This window comes from Kushneria avicenniae, from assembly GCF_900112585.1.
Classification (GTDB): domain Bacteria; phylum Pseudomonadota; class Gammaproteobacteria; order Pseudomonadales; family Halomonadaceae; genus Kushneria; species Kushneria avicenniae.
This window is the reverse complement of sequence record NZ_FOLY01000003.1, coordinates 289,058-306,475: the sequence shown is the minus strand read 5'-3', so window position 1 is coordinate 306,475 and position 17,418 is coordinate 289,058. Positions and strand designations below refer to the sequence as shown.

General features: G+C 61.1%; 16 protein-coding genes. 7 read left to right on the top strand and 9 right to left on the bottom strand.

Translation table 11 applies throughout. The features are described 5' to 3' along the window. Positions 1–19: 19 nt before the first annotated feature. The 4 genes from BM079_RS07815 to BM079_RS07800 all read right to left on the bottom strand — a co-directional run bounded on the left by BM079_RS07815 (position 20) and on the right by BM079_RS07800 (position 3,665). On the bottom strand, positions 20–667 hold the full coding sequence (locus BM079_RS07815) for a serine O-acetyltransferase (protein ID WP_217639654.1): 648 nt from the start codon (positions 665–667) through the stop codon (positions 20–22). 111 nt (positions 668–778) lie between these two features. Continuing rightward, on the bottom strand, positions 779–1,678 hold the full coding sequence (locus BM079_RS07810) for a pyridoxal-phosphate dependent enzyme (RefSeq protein WP_090132658.1): 900 nt from the start codon (positions 1,676–1,678) through the stop codon (positions 779–781). Continuing rightward, a complete protein-coding gene (locus BM079_RS07805; RefSeq protein ID WP_090132656.1) occupies positions 1,675–2,883 on the bottom strand; it encodes an MFS transporter in 1,209 nt (402 codons plus the stop codon). Before BM079_RS07805 ends, BM079_RS07810 begins: the two co-directional genes overlap by 4 nt. After that, a complete protein-coding gene (locus tag BM079_RS07800) occupies positions 2,880–3,665 on the bottom strand; it encodes an alanyl-tRNA editing protein (RefSeq protein ID WP_090132653.1) in 786 nt (261 codons plus the stop codon). Before BM079_RS07800 ends, BM079_RS07805 begins: the two co-directional genes overlap by 4 nt. A 269-nt stretch (positions 3,666–3,934) precedes the next feature. On the opposite strand from BM079_RS07800, the gene BM079_RS07795 reads away from it, so the two are divergent. Beyond that, positions 3,935–5,338, top strand: a complete 1,404-nt coding sequence (locus tag BM079_RS07795; protein WP_090132650.1) for an aminotransferase-like domain-containing protein — start codon at positions 3,935–3,937, stop codon at positions 5,336–5,338. A gap of 8 nt (positions 5,339–5,346) precedes the next feature. Here the strand turns inward: BM079_RS07795 and BM079_RS07790 are convergent, their stop codons facing one another. Together BM079_RS07790 and BM079_RS07785 are read right to left on the bottom strand one after the other, a co-directional pair. Beyond that, positions 5,347–6,003, bottom strand: coding sequence for an HD domain-containing protein (locus BM079_RS07790; protein ID WP_090132647.1), 657 nt, complete (start codon positions 6,001–6,003; stop codon positions 5,347–5,349). 10 nt (positions 6,004–6,013) lie between these two features. Beyond that, entirely contained in the window at positions 6,014–6,352 is a 339-nt protein-coding gene (locus tag BM079_RS07785; RefSeq protein ID WP_090133267.1) for a tRNA-binding protein, read from the bottom strand. 291 nt (positions 6,353–6,643) lie between these two features. On the opposite strand from BM079_RS07785, the gene BM079_RS07780 reads away from it, so the two are divergent. From BM079_RS07780 to BM079_RS07770, 3 genes are all read left to right on the top strand, one after another. Further along, a complete protein-coding gene (locus BM079_RS07780; RefSeq protein ID WP_175489638.1) occupies positions 6,644–8,065 on the top strand; it encodes a glycoside-pentoside-hexuronide (GPH):cation symporter in 1,422 nt (473 codons plus the stop codon). A 33-nt stretch (positions 8,066–8,098) separates the two neighbouring features. After that, the gene (gene arfA, locus BM079_RS07775; RefSeq protein ID WP_090132640.1) at positions 8,099–9,613 is read left to right on the top strand and encodes an arabinosylfuranosidase ArfA; all 1,515 of its coding nucleotides are present in this window, start codon (positions 8,099–8,101) and stop codon (positions 9,611–9,613) included. Between the two features lie 431 nt (positions 9,614–10,044). Continuing rightward, the gene (locus BM079_RS07770) at positions 10,045–11,430 is read left to right on the top strand and encodes a glycoside-pentoside-hexuronide (GPH):cation symporter (protein ID WP_090132637.1); all 1,386 of its coding nucleotides are present in this window, start codon (positions 10,045–10,047) and stop codon (positions 11,428–11,430) included. A 37-nt stretch (positions 11,431–11,467) separates the two neighbouring features. On the opposite strand, the gene BM079_RS07765 is transcribed toward BM079_RS07770, so the two are convergent. The 3 genes from BM079_RS07765 to BM079_RS07755 all read right to left on the bottom strand — a co-directional run bounded on the left by BM079_RS07765 (position 11,468) and on the right by BM079_RS07755 (position 14,157). Further along, on the bottom strand, positions 11,468–12,283 hold the full coding sequence (locus tag BM079_RS07765; protein ID WP_217639653.1) for a mechanosensitive ion channel family protein: 816 nt from the start codon (positions 12,281–12,283) through the stop codon (positions 11,468–11,470). A 34-nt stretch (positions 12,284–12,317) separates the two neighbouring features. Then, positions 12,318–13,478: a hypothetical protein gene (locus BM079_RS07760; protein ID WP_090132631.1), complete on the bottom strand. Its 1,161-nt coding sequence runs from the start codon at positions 13,476–13,478 to the stop codon at positions 12,318–12,320. Between the two features lie 91 nt (positions 13,479–13,569). After that, positions 13,570–14,157, bottom strand: a complete 588-nt coding sequence (locus tag BM079_RS07755) for a manganese efflux pump MntP (RefSeq protein ID WP_090132630.1) — start codon at positions 14,155–14,157, stop codon at positions 13,570–13,572. 292 nt (positions 14,158–14,449) lie between these two features. On the opposite strand from BM079_RS07755, the gene BM079_RS07750 reads away from it, so the two are divergent. From BM079_RS07750 to mmuM, 3 genes are all read left to right on the top strand, one after another. Then, positions 14,450–14,791: a zinc ribbon domain-containing protein YjdM gene (locus BM079_RS07750; protein ID WP_090132627.1), complete on the top strand. Its 342-nt coding sequence runs from the start codon at positions 14,450–14,452 to the stop codon at positions 14,789–14,791. 171 nt (positions 14,792–14,962) lie between these two features. Beyond that, on the top strand, positions 14,963–16,405 hold the full coding sequence (locus BM079_RS07745; protein WP_217639652.1) for an amino acid permease: 1,443 nt from the start codon (positions 14,963–14,965) through the stop codon (positions 16,403–16,405). Continuing rightward, positions 16,402–17,358, top strand: coding sequence for a homocysteine S-methyltransferase (mmuM, locus tag BM079_RS07740; RefSeq protein ID WP_090132621.1), 957 nt, complete (start codon positions 16,402–16,404; stop codon positions 17,356–17,358). Before BM079_RS07745 ends, mmuM begins: the two co-directional genes overlap by 4 nt. The last annotated feature ends 60 nt before the right edge of the window (positions 17,359–17,418 follow it).

Here is a 17,418-nt window from a genome sequence, read left to right as displayed (position 1 = left end):
GGCCCCGAATCATGCAGGGTTACTGGGTCAGGATACTGCCGGGCATGTCCTGGGGAAGCGGGTTCATTGGTACGCCACAGGCGCGTTCGAAGGGCAGCATGTCTCGGGTAATCACTGACCATGGATGGATGCGTACGTCATCGCCGATCATGATGTTGCCCAGCAGCTGGCTATAGGCACCGACACTGACGCGATCTCCCAGAGTCGGGTGGCGCTTGCCCGGCTGGTTGGCGTTCATGCGTCTTGAGCCGAGCAGGACGGCATTGAGAATCGTGCAGTCCCTTCCAATCACGGTGGTTTCGCCGATCACGGTACCGGTGCCGTGATCGACCACGAAGCACCGCCCGATGGTGGCCCCCGGGTGAATCTCGACACTGGTGGCGACCCGGGCGGCGTGGCAAAGCTTCATCGCCAGCATGGGCTCGCATGGCCAGCAGGCATGCGCGAGACGATAGGTCGCCACGGCGATAAAAGGGGAGCAGGTCTCCAGATAGCACTGCTCAAGCCCCCGGTGGGAAGGATCGCTCTCGATCAGCGCGGCAAGGTCCTCGCCGGCCAGTCCCATGGCGGTGCTGAAATCGCGTTCGCTGAGCACTTCCAGAGTGGCACGCTCAAGGAAGGGCGCCAGGCGCGCCAGGGTATAGTGAAAAATGTGCTGTTCCCGCATCCAGATGATCCCGAATCAAGGCATATCAGGCCTGCCGTGAAGGCAGGGACGGATGTTGTGCGTATGGGGCGTTATTGTCTTGTGTTGTTGTTTTGCTTCAGGCGCGTACGTTCATGCCGCGTTGCGCGACTCCTGCATCAGGTCCGGGTACCAGTGCCCGCCGTCATAGCCGAGCGTGACAATGTGACGATCCTCGAGGGTGGCCTGCTCGCGCAATTGGTGAGCCACGGCCAGGCAGGCGCCCGTGGTGTTGCCGACATGGAACCCCTGGTCGCAATAGAAGCGGCGCTGAGCGGCAAGCACGTCATCAAGGTTGGCCTTGAAGACCTCATTGACCAGCGTCCAGTCCAGAAAGGGGGGCGTCACCCCGACACACATGCCTTCGAGACGATGTTCCACGAATTGAGCGGCCAGCGTGTCGCATCCCTCCGGCTCGACCATGACGGCCCGGACATCAAAGTCCAGATCGCGCAGGGCCCGGACCACGCCAGTAAAGCTGGCACCGGTACCGGCACAGCCGACAAAAAGCAGACGGCGTGAATGGCCCGCACTGATCAGCTGGCGGCCCAGATCGACGCCGGTAAAGCGGCGGTGCGCGTCAACATTGCCGGGATTGTTGAACTGATCGGTGTAGTAGTAGTGCCGTCCCAGAGCGTGCTGATGGGCGAGATGGTAGTCGATGACCTCGCGTGGGGTCGCTCCCGCCTGCAACTGCGCCTTGCCGATCAGCTCCGCACCCAGCCCTTCGAGCAGATCGCGCTTGTACTGACTGAAGCCCGGCCCGATGGCCAGCGCGACTTCAATACCATGCTTCTGGCAGGCGGCCAGCAGGCCGAAGCCGAAGTTGCCGCCGGTCTTTTCGATCACCGTCGTCTGTCCGGGCACCATGTCGCCACGGGCGATGGCGCGTTCCACGATATGGCTGGCAGCACGAAACTTGTGGCTGCCGCCGGGGTTGTCCAGCTCGAGCTTGATGGACAGCCGGGCATCACAGTCGATCAGGCGGCTCATGATCCCGCCGCTCCCGAGACAAAGGCATCATGGCGGCGCCGAGAGAACACCATCAGTACCGCCAGCAGCATGATGATGCACAGGGCCGAGGCGATCAGATTGGTGCCCTGCCAGCCGATGGTGGTCTGCAGGACGGCCGGCAGAAAGGCCCCCAGTGTGGCCATGACCGCAATCGCCATATCGTTGATCCCCTGTAGTCGCATGGCCAGGGCGCTGTCGCCGACCGTATTGGCCAGCAGAGCGCCGCCACCGATATAAGTAAAGTTCCACCCCAGCCCCAGGACGATCAGGGCCAGGGTCATGTTGAACCAGCCCTGGGTGGCCACATTGAGAAGCGCTGTCGTGATTAGAAGCCCAAGGCCCAGCGAGATCATGGCCTGATGGCCGAAGCGATCGATCAGGCGTCCGGTAAAGAAGGAAGGAATGAACATGGCCAGCACGTGCCACTGAATGGCCGTGTTGACGTCATCAAAGGGGGGGGCATGGGCGTGCATCTGCAGTGAGGCCTGAATCATCAGCAGATTCATGATGCCATAGCCAAGGGCCGACACGGCGATGGCCAGCAGCACCCGACGCTGGCCGAGTATCCGGCCGGGGCGTTCGGTATCGGTTGTTTTGGCACTCGGCGCATGAGAGGTGCTTTCCGGCAGCAGTACCGCGATGCAGCTGGACAAAATTGCCAGTGGAATAAAGAGACTGTAGCTCAGGGCAAAGTGACTGTATCCCGGGATGTCCCGGAACATGGCGGAGGCCAGCGGACCGATGATGGCGGCCAGCACACCGCCCGCCACGACCAGCGACATGGCGCGCGATTTCAGGCTGTCTCGCAGGCCATCCGTGGCCGCAAAGCGATTGAAGTTGGCAAACGCGATATAGATGCCCAGAGCGCCATGGGAGAGGGTCAGCAGCACAAAGCTCTCACCCTGTACGGCCAGATAACCTGTACCGCCTGACAGGGCGAGAAAGGCGTTGCCGATCAGAAAACCGCTGCGCCGACCCAGCTGGCTCATGAGCCTTGAGGCCGGATAGGTGGCCAGCATCAGGGTCAGAAACTGAAAGCCGTAGGGCAGGGTAGCCAGTGTTTCATTGCCGGCAATCTCGGCGCCCACGATGGCCGCCATCGTCACTGACATGACGGCCGTGGTCAGATTGATGGACTGGGCGCCAAAGTAGAGCCAGGTTCGAAAGGGCAGGGGCGTCCTCATGAGACGGTCTCCGCATATCGCTCGGGTTCGATGTGATAGGCGCTCGTATCGATACGGGCATTCTCGAAGGCACAGATCAGACGCTCCTTGCTTTTGCCGGTGTTCTTGCGTCTGACCTGTATCGTGCCAACCGCTTCGGGCGATTCCAGATGCGTTCCACCGCACGGGATGTAGATATCGCCGTACTGCCAGAAGCGTGCATCGTAGTGGGCGTCCAGATGATCGGTGATGATCGGCAGGTTGTCGGCCATCAGCCGGTTGGCCTCCGACTCGATGGCACTGACACAGGCGGTATCGAAGGATTCATCGACCAGAAAATCGAATCGGGCGCCGTCTTCCTTGATGTGACACCCGATGGTCAGACTCTTGAGCTCGGGCTGATGATTCAGGGCCGCGGCGTAGAGGAAATGGCTGGCAGTGTGCGACAGCGTCAGTCGCGCTCGTCGCTCGACATCGATACGGATGGTCACGGGCATGTCGATCTCGAGCGCCCCGAGCCCTTCGATATCGTCCGGATGGATCAGATGCAGCACCACGCCGCCGGCCTTGACGCCGGTAAAGCCTTCGATGTTGAGCGGCGTGCCATAGAGTTTTTTGGTCCATACAAAGCGAAAGGTGCCGACGGGCGTCTCGATGGTGCCGATATCGGCTTCCTGACCGCCCCCCTCGGGAAAGGCCACGGTCCGATCGAGTTCGATGGCTTCAGCATGCAGCGCGGCAATTCGGGCGCTGGCCTGACACAGGTACTGGTCGTGGTAATAGAGCTTTTCGGTAGTACGCATCTGACTTTTCTTCCTGTCGATAAACGCCTGATACAGGGACATGAAAGGGACCGGTTGTCGCAACGTCAGTCCTGATGCTCACACGTTTAAAGCCTTGCGGGACAAACAGTGAGAAAGATTTCCAGCGAACTGTTAGAGCGATTTAACAAACAGTGATAGATTGTTGAGAAGTATTTGAAAGCCTCGGATAAACAGGGCGCCGGTACGGCCCGATTCCGAGCCGGAGAGGTGATCGGATCGCATCAGCGGCGCCCCGGGAGAGCCGTCGAATGAACAGTGAAATGTTCTATCAGCGCATGCGGGAGCGTTTGCTGAAAGGCGAGTGGTCGGCCGGTCAGCGGCTGCCTTCCATTCGTCATCAGATCAACGAGAGCCGCACCAGCCATCATGCCATTGTCAGTGCGTATGACCGGCTTGCAGCAGAAGGGCTGATCGAGGCGCAGCAGGGTCGCGGCTATTTCGTGAGTGGGCATCTGGCCGGGCAGGGTAGCGGTGGGCAGCGGGCCGATACGCTGTCCGATCTTGCCGCGCGCGAGATCAGCGATGCAGTGTCGCCCATGCACCCGTCCGACCCGATGTTTGCCCTGCTGCAGAGTCGCCCCGAGGCCATCAAGCTCAGCGGCGGCTGGCTGCCGACCGAATGGCGCAACACCGAGCTGCTGGCCCGCTCGATTCGCCGCACGGCCCGTCTGGAGCAGCGGGCACTGGTCGAATATGGCGACATCCAGGGCTATCGGCCGCTGCGCCAGCAACTGTCCAGGCACCTGCAGAACAAGACTCGCGCCAGCGTGCCGCCCACTCAGATCATCACCACGCTGGGGGCTACTCAGGCCCTTGATCTGGTCATTCGGCTGCTGATTCGCCCGGGCGATGTGGTGCTGGTCGATGAACCCGGCAACGGCAATCTCAACAAGCTGATTGCGCTGGGCGGGGGGGAAGTGATCGGCGTACCGCGTACGCCCACCGGGCCGGATACGGCCTTTATTGCCGAGCTGCTCACCCGCCGTCGGGTTCGGGCGCTGGTCTGCAACAGCACCTTTCACAATCCGACCGGCGGCAGCCTCTCGGCGCGCAACGCCTTTGACCTTCTGCGTCTGGCCATCGCGCATGATTTTCTGATCATCGAGGATGACGTCTATGGTGACTTTTCCAGCGGTGATCATCAGAGTTTCGCCGATCTGGATGATCTGGATCACGTGATCTACATCGGCAGCTTCTCGAAGTCGCTCTCCTCATCGCTGCGCATCGGCTATATCGCCTGCTGCGCCGAGATGATCGAACCGCTGTTACAACTGAAGCTGTTGACCTCGGTGTCGGTACCGAGCTTCTGCGAGCGTTTCGTGAACACGATCCTCTCCGATGGCTCCTATCTGCGCCACATGCGCAAGGTGCAGCGAGACCTGATGGCGCAGCAGGCATCGACCCGCAAGCTGCTGGAAGACCGCGGCTGGACCTTTGACATTATCCCCGAGGGTGGCATGTTCCTGTGGGCACGTCATCCCGGCATTCGGGACATGGACGCCTTCATCCGTCGGCTGGCCGAGCATGATGTGCTGCTGCTGCCAGGGTCGGTGTTCACCGTCGGTAATCGCCGTGAGGATGCGCTGCGCATCAATGTGGCACATTTCACCCCGGAAATGGCGTCGCTGTTTGATCCTGGCGCGGCCGACTGAGGCCTGCATTACCGGGCAGGCGTCTCGCCGATCTCTTCCAGCAGAGCGTCCCGAAAGGCCAGAAGTCGTGCATGGCGCTGCGCTGCCAGTCGCCGACCGGTGGCGGTCTGAAAGCCCTCTTTGAGCGTCAGAAGCTTGGTCTGAAAGTGATCCAGCGTGAAGCGTTGATCGTCCAGCGCCCGCCCATCAGCCTGCGGATCGAACGGATCATACAGCGCGCCGCCCATCTGCCCGGCGGTGTAGAAACAGCGCGCTACACCCAGTGCGCCCAGCGAATCGAGCCGGTCGGCGTCCTGCAGAATTCGGGCTTCCAGCGTTTGTGGAGTGATGCCTGCCGAGAAGCTGTGTGCCTCGATGGCGTGCGCCACGGCTTCAATGCGGGGCGATTCCCAGCCAGTCGTCGAGAGAATTTCCCGCGCCTGATCGGCGGCCAGTTGCGAGGCCTGCGCCCGGCGCGGGTCGTTTTTCGCTACATGGACGCCATCATGCAGGACGGTAGCGGCCAGCAGCAGCGCGCGGTCGCCGCCTTCCTCGGCGGCAATGCACTGCACGTTGCGCCATACGCGTTCGAGATGGGCGAGATCGTGGGCGCCATCGAAGGCATCAGGCAGACAGGCCAGCAGGGTGTCGGCCAGCGCCTGATGCGGAAAGAAGAGGGCGGTCATGGCGTCCGGGCTACATCAGCCGGGTGCCGAGCGGTACGTCCTGATCCGGCACGCACAGCGCCACGGCCCCATCCTCGTTGTGAAAGCCGGTGACCAGGCACTCCGACATGATCGGGCCGATCTGTTTGGGCGGGAAGTTGGTCACCGCGACGACCAGGCGACCCACGAGGGCGTCGGGGTCATACAGCTCGGTGATCTGGGCGCTGGACTTGCGCACGCCAATCTCGGGGCCGAAATCCACCTGCAGCACATAGGCCGGCCGGCGTGCCTTTTCAAAGACCTCGGCGTGCGTGATGCGCCCGACGCGCAGCTCGACTTTCGAAAACTCTTCCCAGCTCAGTGTCGACACCAATGACTCCTTTCCTGTTTCACACCATCTGATCTTCGCCATTGGTCGTAATCAATGGCTGGAGTCTACAACTTTGGCAGCTTTGCCGGCCCCTGTAACGACGACATTGGTCGTTTTTTCAATCACCTGATGAAAGTCATAACCGGATGGGTATGTCTTGATGGTCGGGCGGCTATTAGTGAAGCACTTGCACATCTCCTTATGCTCGGGTTGCCGAACCAATCGGTCCGCCGCCCAAACGATCGTTCTGTGTGGCGATCGAAGTGTGCCGCGCTCACGCAGGAGAACAACATGAAAAAGGGCAGCATCAGCGTTGTCGAGAAGATCGGCTTCGGTATGGGGGACGCCGGCAACAACATGACCTTTGCCGCCGTGGTCATGTATCTCTCCTACTTCTATACGGATGTCTACGGCATTTCGCCGGCCGTGGTCGGCACCATTTTTCTGTCAATGCGCTTCGTCGATGCCATCACCGACCCGATCATGGGCGCCATTGCCGATCGCACCCGCAGCCGTTGGGGTCGCTTTCGTCCCTGGATTCTGTTCATTCCGGTGCCGCTGGCGGTGGCCTGCGTACTGATGTTCACCACGCCGGACTGGTCGGATCAGGGCAAGGTGATTTACGCCTTTGTGACCTATGCGGTGATGTCTCTGCTCTATACCGCCGTCAACATTCCCTACTGCGCACTGGGTGGGGTCGTGACCAGCGACCACCGCGAGCGGGTGTCGTGTCAGTCGTGGCGCTTCGTGCTGGTGGGCGTGGCCTATCTGATTCTCAACTCGACGCTGATGCCGCTGGTCGAGTGGTTCGGCGAGGGTGATCAGGCCCGTGGCTTTCAGATCACCATGGGGTTGATGTGCGTGATTGCGCTGTTCATGTTCGGCTTCTGTTTTGCCACCGTGCGCGAGCGCGTCCAGCCGGTGGAGAATACCTCCAGCGGGCTGATCAAGGATCTTAAAACGCTGGCGGCCAACCCCAAGTGGCGCCAGGTGCTGTCGATCACCTTTTTGCAGGCCTTTCAGTTCTTTCTGCGTCAGGGCGCAGCGATCTACTACGCCACCTGGGTGCTGGGGCTCGGGGCGGCCGGCATTTCGATCTTTGTGACCTCCGGGGTATTCGGCGGCATGGCGGGTACGGCCATCTCGCCGTTTCTGACCCGGCGTTCGACCAAGCTGCGCGTGTTCATCGCAAGCTCCGTCGCGCTGGTCGCGGCCTGCGTGGCGCTCTATTTCGTACCGGGGGATCAGGTCATTCCGGCCGCGATCGTGGTGCTTGTGATCAATATCTGCCACGGCATCGGCACACCGATTGCCTGGGCCTTCATGGCCGATGCCGAAGACTATGGCGAGTGGCAGAGCGGCTATCGCAATACCGGCGTCTCCTTTGCCGGCAATCTCTTCTTTTTGAAACTGGGACTGGCCGCCGCCGGTGGTCTGGTCGGCTACATGCTGTCGCTGGGCGGCTATGTGGGTGGTGCCGATGCCCAGAGCGAGTCGGCGCTGACCATGATCGTGCTGCTCTTTACCCTGATTCCGGCACTGGTCAGTGCGCTGATGACACTGGCCGGCTGGCGCTTTGGACTGGATGACGCCGAAATGGATCGCATCCGCGTCGATCTGGAATCGCGGGCCGGTGACCGTTCGAGCCAGACAGATCCGAGTCGGACCGATTCCAATCACGCCGGTGGTGCCGCTCGTCCGGCGACCACCTGATATCGACACCGATCTCTATAACGGGAGAACCCCATGCAGACCCGCGTGACCCTGCACCGCGACTTTGTCACCAGTACTATCGATGGGCGCCTTTACAGTGCCTTTCTTGAGCACATGGGCCGCGCCATCTACGGCGGTATTTATGAGCCCGGCCATCCTCAGGCCGATGCCCAGGGATTTCGCCAGGATGTACTGTCACTGGTGCGCGAGCTGGCGCCGCCGCTGGTGCGCTATCCGGGCGGCAACTTTGTCTCGGCGTATAACTGGGAGGACGGCATTGGCCCGCGCGATGAGCGTCCAGTGCGGCTGGATCTGGCCTGGCACAGCCGCGAATCCAACCAGGTGGGCATTCATGAATTTGCCGACTGGTGCGAGCAGGCCGGTATCGAGATGATGCTGGCAGTCAATCTGGGCTCGCGCGGCATCGATGAGGCGCGCAATTTTCTGGAGTACGTCAACCATCCCGGCGGCAGCGCCTGGAGCGATGAGCGCATCAAAAACGGCCGCAAGGATCCCTGGAATGTGCGGCTGTGGTGTCTGGGCAACGAGATGGATGGCCCCTGGCAGATCGGTCACAAGAGCGCGGCGGAGTACGGTCATCTCGCCAACGAAACCGGCAAGGCGCTCAAGGCCTATGACCGCTCGCTGGAGCTGGTAGCCTGCGGCTCGTCCAACCCGGGCATGGCGAGCTATCCGGAGTGGGAAGCCACCGTGCTGGATCACTGCTACGAGACGGTGGACTACATCTCGCTGCACATGTATTTCACCAACCACGAGGATCAGCTTGGCGACTATCTGGCGATCGCCGAGCAGCTTGATCGCTATATCGTCTCGATTGCCGGCGTCATCGACTACATCAAGGCCAAAAAACGCACCCGCCATCAGGTGCACATCTGCTTTGACGAGTGGAACGTCTGGTATCACAGCGTGGCGCAGGATCGCCGCGTGCTGGAAGGCACCGACTGGCCGTTCGCGCCGCCGATTCTCGAGGACGTCTACAACGTCGAGGATGCGCTTTTGATCGGCTGCGTGCTCAACACCTTCATTCGCCGCTCCGATCGGGTGCGCATTGCCTGTATCGCCCAGCTGGTCAATGTGATTGCGCCGATCATGACCGACACCGGCGGCGATGCCTGGCGCCAGACCATCTTTTATCCGCTGATGTTTGCCTCGCGCTACGGCCGTGGCCGGGCGCTACAGCTGACCGTCGATGGCCCCACCTATCAGACCCGTGAACTGGAGGAGGTGCCGTGTCTGGATATTGCGGCCGTTCACGATGAAGCGGGCGGATTCGTGACGCTCTTTGCTGTCAATCGCCATCAGAAGGAGGCGCTGAATCTCGATGTGGCCCTGCACGGCTTTGACAGCGCTCGGCTGATTGAGCATCAGTGTCTGAATCATCCGCAGATGAAGGTCGTCAACACGGCCAGCCAGCCGGGTCAGGTGCGACCGGTGAAGGGCGAAGGTGTGGGTGTGGAAGACGGCGCGCTCAAGGGCAGCCTGGCGCCGCTGAGCTATCACGTGATTCGCCTGTCGGTCGGCATCTGATACTCGGGGCTGGATGGGCCGGCGTAAAACATGTGACACGTTGGCCAGGCCGGCGTCGCCATGAGGCGGCGCCGGTTTTTTTAATACTGCCGACAGATTGAAGGGGCGCAAGCATCGTCAGGTGCCGATACGTTGTTTCATGTGAAACATGTCTACCGTGAGGGCCTGGCAGGTTGGGGCATTCGTGCGGCCGTCCGGTTGTCTTCGACCAATGATTCCGGATGGTCGCTACAACCTTTGTGTGGGCCCTGAAAAAGGATGCGGCCAAAAAATTCTGTCTTATCAGCTGACTTGTTCGATCGATAACATATCAGTTATTGCTGTTATTGGTATGTGCATTGGTGCCCCGCGTGGTGGCCCTCATAGGGTCTAACGATGGGCGGTCTGATGAATTCGGGCCGCTGTGATTCGATTCCTGCGGGGAGAGAGGGATGGCCAGGGGCAGTATCAGCACACTCGAGAAAATCGGCTTTGGCATGGGCGACGCCGGCAACAACATGACCTTTGCCGCCGTGGTGATGTACCTGTCGTATTTCTATACCGACGTTTACGGCATTTCGCCGGCGATGGTCGGCACCATTTTTCTGTCGATGCGTTTCGTGGATGCCGTCACCGACCCGCTGATGGGCGCCCTTGCCGATCGCACCCGAAGCCGCTGGGGCCGTTTTCGCCCATGGATCCTGTTCGTTCCGGTGCCACTGGCGATTGCCTGCGTATTGATGTTTACCACGCCGGACTGGTCGGATCAGGGCAGGATTATCTATGCCTTCGTCACCTATGGCGTGATGTCGCTGCTCTACACCGCCGTCAACATTCCCTACTGTGCGCTGGGCGGCGTGATTACCGATGACCATCGTGAGCGCGTGTCGTGTCAGTCATGGCGTTTCGTTCTGGTAGGCGTGGCCTATCTGATTCTCAACAGTGGCCTTTTGCCGCTGGTGGCGTGGATCGGGGATGGCGACGAGGCGCGCGGCTTTCAGATCGCCATGGGGCTGATGTGCGTGATGGCGCTGTTCATGTTCGGCTTCTGCTTTGCCACCGTGCGCGAGCGCGTTGTGCCGGCCGAACAGGGGAGCCGCAATCCCTGGCGAGACCTGCGTACCCTGGCGGCCAATCCCAAATGGCGCATCATCCTGAGCATTACCTTTCTGCAGGCCCTGCAGTTCTTCCTGCGGCAGGGGGCCGCCGTATATTACGCCGACTGGGTGCTGGGCCTTGGCGCTACCGGGATTTCTATCTTCGTGACGCTGGGTGTGGTGGGCAAGATGGCGGGTACGGCGATTTCGCCTCTGATCACCGGGCGCATCAGCAAGCGAAGCGTATTCATGGCCAGTACCGCTTTACTGATTCTGGCGTCGATAGCGCTGTTTGTGGTGCCGGGCAGCCTGTTGGTCGTCGCCACGACCGTGTTCGTACTGGTGAACCTTTTCCATGGTATCGGCACGCCGATCTCCTGGGCACTGATGGCTGATGCCGAGGACTACGGCGAATGGCGCCACCGTCATCGCCTGACCGGGGTCTCCTTTGCCGGCAACCTGTTCTTTCTCAAGCTGGGGCTGGCGTTCGGTGGTGGTCTGATCGGCTTTCTGCTCTCCTGGGGTGGCTATGACGCCGGTCTCGAGCAGCAGGGCAGCTCGGCGCTTTTGATGATCACCCTGATGCTGACCCTGATTCCGGCGGCCATCTGCGTGGCCATGAACGTTGCTATCTGGCGCTTCGGGCTGGGTGATGACGACATGGATCGCATTCGTCGCCAGCTGCAGGCGCGTGCCAGCGGAGCGCCGGAAAAAGCCGACATCGCGGCCGGACCGGCGTGACCCCGGAACCTGCCTTCGGTGCCGCGGTGACGATGGTTCAGGACGCCGCCGCCGGTGCGGCCACTTCCCTGGCGCCCAGCGCCCGGATCGCCTCCTTGCCGCGCACGGTCAGGTCACTGATGAAGTGTCCCTGGTCGCGCATCTCGAACGGATAGCAGCGCAGTTCAATGTGCGTGCCCACCTCGGTCTGTTCGACAAAAACAATGATGGGCTTGTCATAGCACAGCCAGGCGCTGGTGAGGGCAACATCGCGCAGGGCAGCGCGCATGCGCTGTGTATCGAAGTGGGGCGCGATATAAAAATCGGCCACGCACATCAGCGTGCGCTCGCCATCGTTGGAATTGGCAACGTTGCTGTCCCAGAGCTTCAGGTTCGGCACCGTGATGATGTCATCGTGCAGGGTGCGAAGTTTGATGGCGCGCATGCCGACCGAGCGGACTTCACCGTAGTCGCTGCCGATCTTCACCCAGTCGCCGGCACGCCAGGGCGTTTCAAACTGAGCGACGACCCCGGCAATCAGACTGCTGATGTAGTCCTTGAAGGCAAAGCCGACGGCCACACCGATCGCGCCGGCAATGACCAGAAAGTTCTCCACGGTCACCTTGAATACCAGCGGTATGATCCAGGCCACGGCCAGCGCTGTGGCCACCAGACGAAAGATCGGTACCGCCCCCAGCAGCCATAGTCGCAGCCGATTGGGGCCACGCTCGGCAATCCAGGGCAGGGTTCGCTTGACCAGCGTGACGGCAAACCAGGTGCCCAGGATGATCAGCGCGATGGAGACAAAGTGAATGTCGCTGATGTCGCGGATCATCTGAGCGGCTTCAGGAGAGGTCGATGCCTGCTGTGCCATGAAAGCTCCTTGGGATGTAGAACACGAGGCTGGATCAATAGCCGTCGAGCGGGAAGCCTGCCGTGGCCAGCCCATCGCGAATGGCGGGGTAGGCGCGTGCCCGACAGTAATAGCGCCCATCCCGCTCGCCGATAAAGCCGGCGCGGTGAAGCGCGTGATGCATGCCCTGAAAACCGGGGTCGGGTAGAACGCGCTCGAGCTCGCGGGCACTGAGGCTGCCGTGAATCAACAGAGCCTGCAGAATCAGCAGGGCCTGGGCACCGTCGCTGCCGGGCAGTGAGAACTCCTCGAGCGCGACCACCCAGAGGGTTTGCTGATCGTCTTCGCTGCAGTCGTTATCGACTTCCTCACTGGCTTTTTTGAGGCTGTGCTGCCAGAGATGCCAGGCCACCCAGGCAATCCCGCGGCTACGGGCGGCCAGCGTTTCAAAGTACGCCTGACGCGGTCGGCCCTTGCGGTCAAGAGCAAAGACGTTCTCGCCGTTGCGGCTCAGGCGAAAGCGGGTGCCTTCCTCGGCCTGCTGTCGGGCGATGTCGGCCAGCCAGCGGCGAAGGCGCGGCTCATCGAAGGGCTCGAAAGTGAGTGGTTCGGGCAGGATCAGGTGCGCGTCAACGGCCTTGCATAAAAACGCCCACGCCCAGCTGTTGCAGCCGACGACGCAGTGGCGCTCAAGCCCGGCCAGCGTGGTCAAAAGCGTACGGATCAGACCCAGCCCGCAGCGGTGACGCAAAAACCAGGCCTCCAGTTGCGGGATGACCAGCACGCCGTCGCCGGAGAGATCAATCTGCTGTTCGGATGTGTCGGTCAGCAGCGCGTCGCGTGTCGGTGGGGCCAGCACCTCATGCTGGTGACGATTGGCCCAGCGCGACAGCAACTCCTGCTCATCGCATGGGGGAAGCACCAGGGGTTTGATCCACTGCTTTGGGGCCGGGTTGGTCGCCCAGGAGGCCAGCGTCTCGTCCAGCTCGGCCATCAGCGGCGCGCAGAATGCCGGCGTTGCCATGTCGCTGAACACATCGACGCTGTCATCAAGGCGATCTTCGGCTATAAAGGGACGCTGGTCGCTGCGTGTGAGCAGCGTGCGGATGCGCAGTGCGGCCATCTTGAGCGCGGCACGCTCGGGCCAGGCCGGGACATCAACGTCCTCCAGCGGCACGAGCGGATGGATCTCGGGTGGGGGCGTGGTACTGATCATGACAACAAGGGCGCTCCTTTAGCCGGGGTAATCACGGCCAATACCGCAACATTAAGTTACGTTATAGCGCAGGATGAGCGTTCAGGCGATGCTACAGCAGTGCCTGAAGCGGTATCGGGGCGTAAAGATGCTCATACAGAATGGCGCCTCCCAGTGCCATGAGCAGCACGCCACCGATGATTTCGGCGCGCTGGCCGATGACGCTGCCCAGTACATGGCCAAGCATCATTCCCATGGTCACCATGATGGCGGTGGTGATACCGATAGCCAGCGCCGCCAGAGCGATATTGACGTCGACAAAGGCCAGACTGATACCGATCACCAGCGCATCGATGCTGGTGGCCAGTGCGGTCAGCATCAGCATACCCAGCGACTGGCGCGTCGAGTCAGTCTGCGTGTCACTGTCCCGTCTCAGACCAGCGCAGACCATGCGCGCGCCAAGTCCCAGCAGCAATATGAAGGCGATCCAGTGGTCCCACTGGGAGATCATCCGGGCAGCGGCCAGCCCCAGTCCCCAGCCGATGACTGGAGTAATGCCTTCGATGGTGCCAAACAGCAATCCGGTCCGCAGCGCCTCCACAAACTTCGGACGAGCGCTGCCGGCCCCCTTGCCAAGGGCGGCCGCAAAGGCATCGGTGGACATGGCGAGGGCAAGAAAGGCAAGGGCAGCTGGGCGCATGAAATACCGAAGCGGTGGCAACCGCTTGTCGTCAGGAAATGATTTGATCGGGGCGAATCGGTCTCGGTGAGGCGAGATAGTGCCCATTATTTTTAAAAAATTCAACAAAAACAAATATCTATAAACCGTGAATGCACTTGTTGCCAAAAGGGGAATTCATTTACCCCATTTACAAATGGTCGACCGCAGTCAACAACGTCGCCGTCATGTGGTGCTTAAAGCGGTTACCATGTCGTCCTTGCCCCCTGCCTGAAGGGGACACGATCATTTGTTCAATGACAGGATAATGCTCATGTCTGCAATGCCCGGCTGCCCCGCCTGCGAGGCCGATTACACCTATGAGGATGGTGCCATGTTCGTCTGCCCCATGTGTGCCCATGAATGGCCCCGGGACGGCGAGCAGACGTCGGTAGAGGAGGAAAAAAGCGTTCGCGACGCCAATGGCAACGTGATCAGAGATGGCGACACCATCACCGTGATCAAGGATCTCAGGGTCAAGGGATCATCGCTGGTGGTGAAGGTCGGCACACGGGTCAAGAATATCCGGCTGGTCGACGGCGATCATGACATTGATTGCAAAATCGATGGCATCGGCGCGATGAAACTCAAGTCTGAGTTCGTCAAAAAGGCCTGAGCGAGACGTTGCCCGGCGAGCTTGCGCTGGGAGATCAATGTTTCACGTGAAACATGCTTGAGGGATATTCAGGGACCGAGTGACGCCGGGCTCATGAGCCGTATAATGCGTACTCTTATGCCTTTTGCTTATTGAAAGGCATTTTTTTATGGCAACCAATAGCAGAGCGTCATGAGTAAAGCGTCATACGATGGCCCGGACACTCCCGAGCCCCGCGGTACGTCCCGCGATTTCAAGCGCACCATGCGGTCCCGCCATCTGGTGATGTTGTCACTGGGTGGCGTGATCGGCACCGGACTTTTCCTGAGTTCGGGCTATACCGTCAACCAGGCTGGCCCCATGGGGGCGATTCTGGCTTATCTGATCGGTGGCCTGGTGGTCTATCTGGTGATGATGTGTCTGGGCGAGCTGTCCGTCCACATGCCCGAAACCGGTGCCTTCAGTGCTCATGCGTCGCGCTATATCGGCCCAGGCACCGGCTACACGGTGGCCTGGCTCTACTGGCTGACCTGGACCGTCGCGCTGGGCTCCGAATTTACCGCCTCGGGTCTTCTGATGGCGAAATGGTTTCCGGACGTGCCGGTCTGGCTCTGGAGTGCGCTGTTTGCACTGATCGTCTTTCTGACCAACGCCTTCACACCGAAAATCTTTGCCGAGACCGAGTTCTGGCTTTCACTGATCAAGGTGGCCACCGTGGTGATCTTCATCATCGTGGGTGCGGCGGCGATTTTTGGTGTAGCCGGGCCGGAAGGGCAGCCGGCACCGATGTTTCACAACATCACGCGGGAAGGGTTTTTTCCCACTGGTATCATGCCGATTCTGGTCACCATGCTGGCCGTCAGCTTTGCCTTTTCCGGCACCGAGCTGATCGGCATTGCCGCCGGGGAAACCGAAGACCCGGAAAAGAACGTGCCGCGTGCCATTCGCGCGACGCTCTGGCGGCTGGTGGTCTTTTTTGTCGGCACCATCATCGTGATTGCAGCCATGTTGCCGCGTGAAAAGGCCGGGCTGGTCGAGAGCCCGTTCGTGACGGTCTTTGCCATGACCGGCATTCCGCATGCCGATGACATCATGAATGTCGTCATCATCACGGCGCTGCTGTCGGCAGCCAATTCAGGGCTCTACGCCGCCTCGCGCATGCTGTGGTCGCTGGGCGAGCAGCGCACCCTGCCCTCGATCTTTGCCCGGGTGACTCGCGGCGGTATTCCGCTCAATGCGCTGCTGTTCAGCATGCTGGGCGGGCTTCTGGCCCTGCTTTCCAGTGTGTTCGCCCCGGACACGCTGTATCTGATACTGGTCTCGATCTCAGGCTTTGCCGTGGTGGCAGTGTGGATGAGCATCGCCGTCAGCCAGCTGTGCTTTCGGCGCCAGTTCGTGCGTGGCGGTGGCGACCCGGCCACGCTCGGCTATCGCACGCCATTCTACCCCTGGGTGCCGCTGGGTGCTTTTATCGCCTGCCTGCTCTGCTTTGTCGGCATCGCCTTTGATCCCACCCAGCGCATCGCGCTCTACTGCGGCATTCCCTTCATTGTGGTGTGCTATCTGGCCTTTTATCTGACCGACCCGCGCCGCAAGGCCGGTGCTGATTCATCTGCCGTGACGGAGAACTCATGACCACGACCCTTGACCCCATCGCCCGATCCCTGCTCGATCATCCGCTGCTGGTCGTGGACGGCGCGCTGGCCACCGAGCTGGAAGCGCGCGGCTGCGATCTCAACGACAGCCTCTGGTCGGCACGTGTACTGGCCGAGCGCCCCGAGCTGATCCGCGAGGTGCATCTGGACTACTTCCGCGCCGGTGCCGATATCGCCATCACCTCGAGCTATCAGGCTACCCTCGAGGGCTACATGGCCCGTGGCATGAGCGAGGCCGAGGCACTTGCGCTGATCACGCGCTCGGTCAGCCTTGCCGTCGAGGCGCGCGATACCTTCTGGAAGGAAACGGACCATGAGGGCCGGCCAAAGCCATCGGTCGCGGCCTCGGTCGGTCCTTACGGGGCGTATCTGGCCGACGGCTCGGAATATCGCGGCCACTACGAGATCGATGAGGCCGGTCTGGTGGCGTTTCATCGTGCCCGCATGGCGGCCCTGGTCGCTGCCGGGGCCGACGTGCTGGCCTGTGAAACACTGCCATCGCTGATCGAGGCGAAGGCGCTGGTCACGGTACTGCGTGAATTCCCCGACATGAGTGCCTGGATCACCTTCACGGCGCAGGACGGCGAACACATCAGTGAAGGCACGCCGATCGCCGAATGCGCTCGCTGGCTCGATGAGCAGCCGCAGGTGGCGGCACTCGGCGTCAACTGCACCGCGCTTGAGCACATTCCGTCGCTGCTGGAGCAGATGGCCGCCGCCACCGACAAGCCGCTGATTGTCTATCCCAACTCGGGCGAAACCTATGATGCGAACAGCAAGACCTGGCAGGGTGGCTGTAGTGTCGCGCACGGTGCCGGCTTTGGCGAGCAGGCCGCGCAGTGGTACGCGCGCGGCGCGCGTCTGATCGGCGGTTGCTGTCGCACCACCCCCGAGGACATCCGGGCGATCGCTGGATTTCGCGCCGGACTCTGAGTCGTTGCCCGGCCTCCGTGCTGGGTAACAGTTTGTACATGATCAGATGGGCCGGGTCGC

Excerpts from the sequence above, each read along its gene's own strand:
- BM079_RS07815 (WP_217639654.1), bottom strand. The coding sequence starts at position 667 with ATGCGGGAACAGCACATTTTTCACTATACCCTGGCGCGCCTGGCGCCC.
- BM079_RS07810 (WP_090132658.1), bottom strand. The coding sequence starts at position 1,678 with ATGAGCCGCCTGATCGACTGTGATGCCCGGCTGTCCATCAAGCTCGAG.
- BM079_RS07805 (WP_090132656.1), bottom strand. The coding sequence starts at position 2,883 with ATGAGGACGCCCCTGCCCTTTCGAACCTGGCTCTACTTTGGCGCCCAG.
- BM079_RS07800 (WP_090132653.1), bottom strand. The coding sequence starts at position 3,665 with ATGCGTACTACCGAAAAGCTCTATTACCACGACCAGTACCTGTGTCAG.
- BM079_RS07795 (WP_090132650.1), top strand. The coding sequence starts at position 3,935 with ATGAACAGTGAAATGTTCTATCAGCGCATGCGGGAGCGTTTGCTGAAA.
- BM079_RS07790 (WP_090132647.1), bottom strand. The coding sequence starts at position 6,003 with ATGACCGCCCTCTTCTTTCCGCATCAGGCGCTGGCCGACACCCTGCTG.
- BM079_RS07780 (WP_175489638.1), top strand. The coding sequence starts at position 6,644 with ATGAAAAAGGGCAGCATCAGCGTTGTCGAGAAGATCGGCTTCGGTATG.
- arfA (WP_090132640.1), top strand. The coding sequence starts at position 8,099 with ATGCAGACCCGCGTGACCCTGCACCGCGACTTTGTCACCAGTACTATC.
- BM079_RS07770 (WP_090132637.1), top strand. The coding sequence starts at position 10,045 with ATGGCCAGGGGCAGTATCAGCACACTCGAGAAAATCGGCTTTGGCATG.
- BM079_RS07765 (WP_217639653.1), bottom strand. The coding sequence starts at position 12,283 with ATGGCACAGCAGGCATCGACCTCTCCTGAAGCCGCTCAGATGATCCGC.
- BM079_RS07760 (WP_090132631.1), bottom strand. The coding sequence starts at position 13,478 with ATGATCAGTACCACGCCCCCACCCGAGATCCATCCGCTCGTGCCGCTG.
- BM079_RS07755 (WP_090132630.1), bottom strand. The coding sequence starts at position 14,157 with ATGCGCCCAGCTGCCCTTGCCTTTCTTGCCCTCGCCATGTCCACCGAT.
- BM079_RS07750 (WP_090132627.1), top strand. The coding sequence starts at position 14,450 with ATGTCTGCAATGCCCGGCTGCCCCGCCTGCGAGGCCGATTACACCTAT.
- BM079_RS07745 (WP_217639652.1), top strand. The coding sequence starts at position 14,963 with ATGAGTAAAGCGTCATACGATGGCCCGGACACTCCCGAGCCCCGCGGT.
- mmuM (WP_090132621.1), top strand. The coding sequence starts at position 16,402 with ATGACCACGACCCTTGACCCCATCGCCCGATCCCTGCTCGATCATCCG.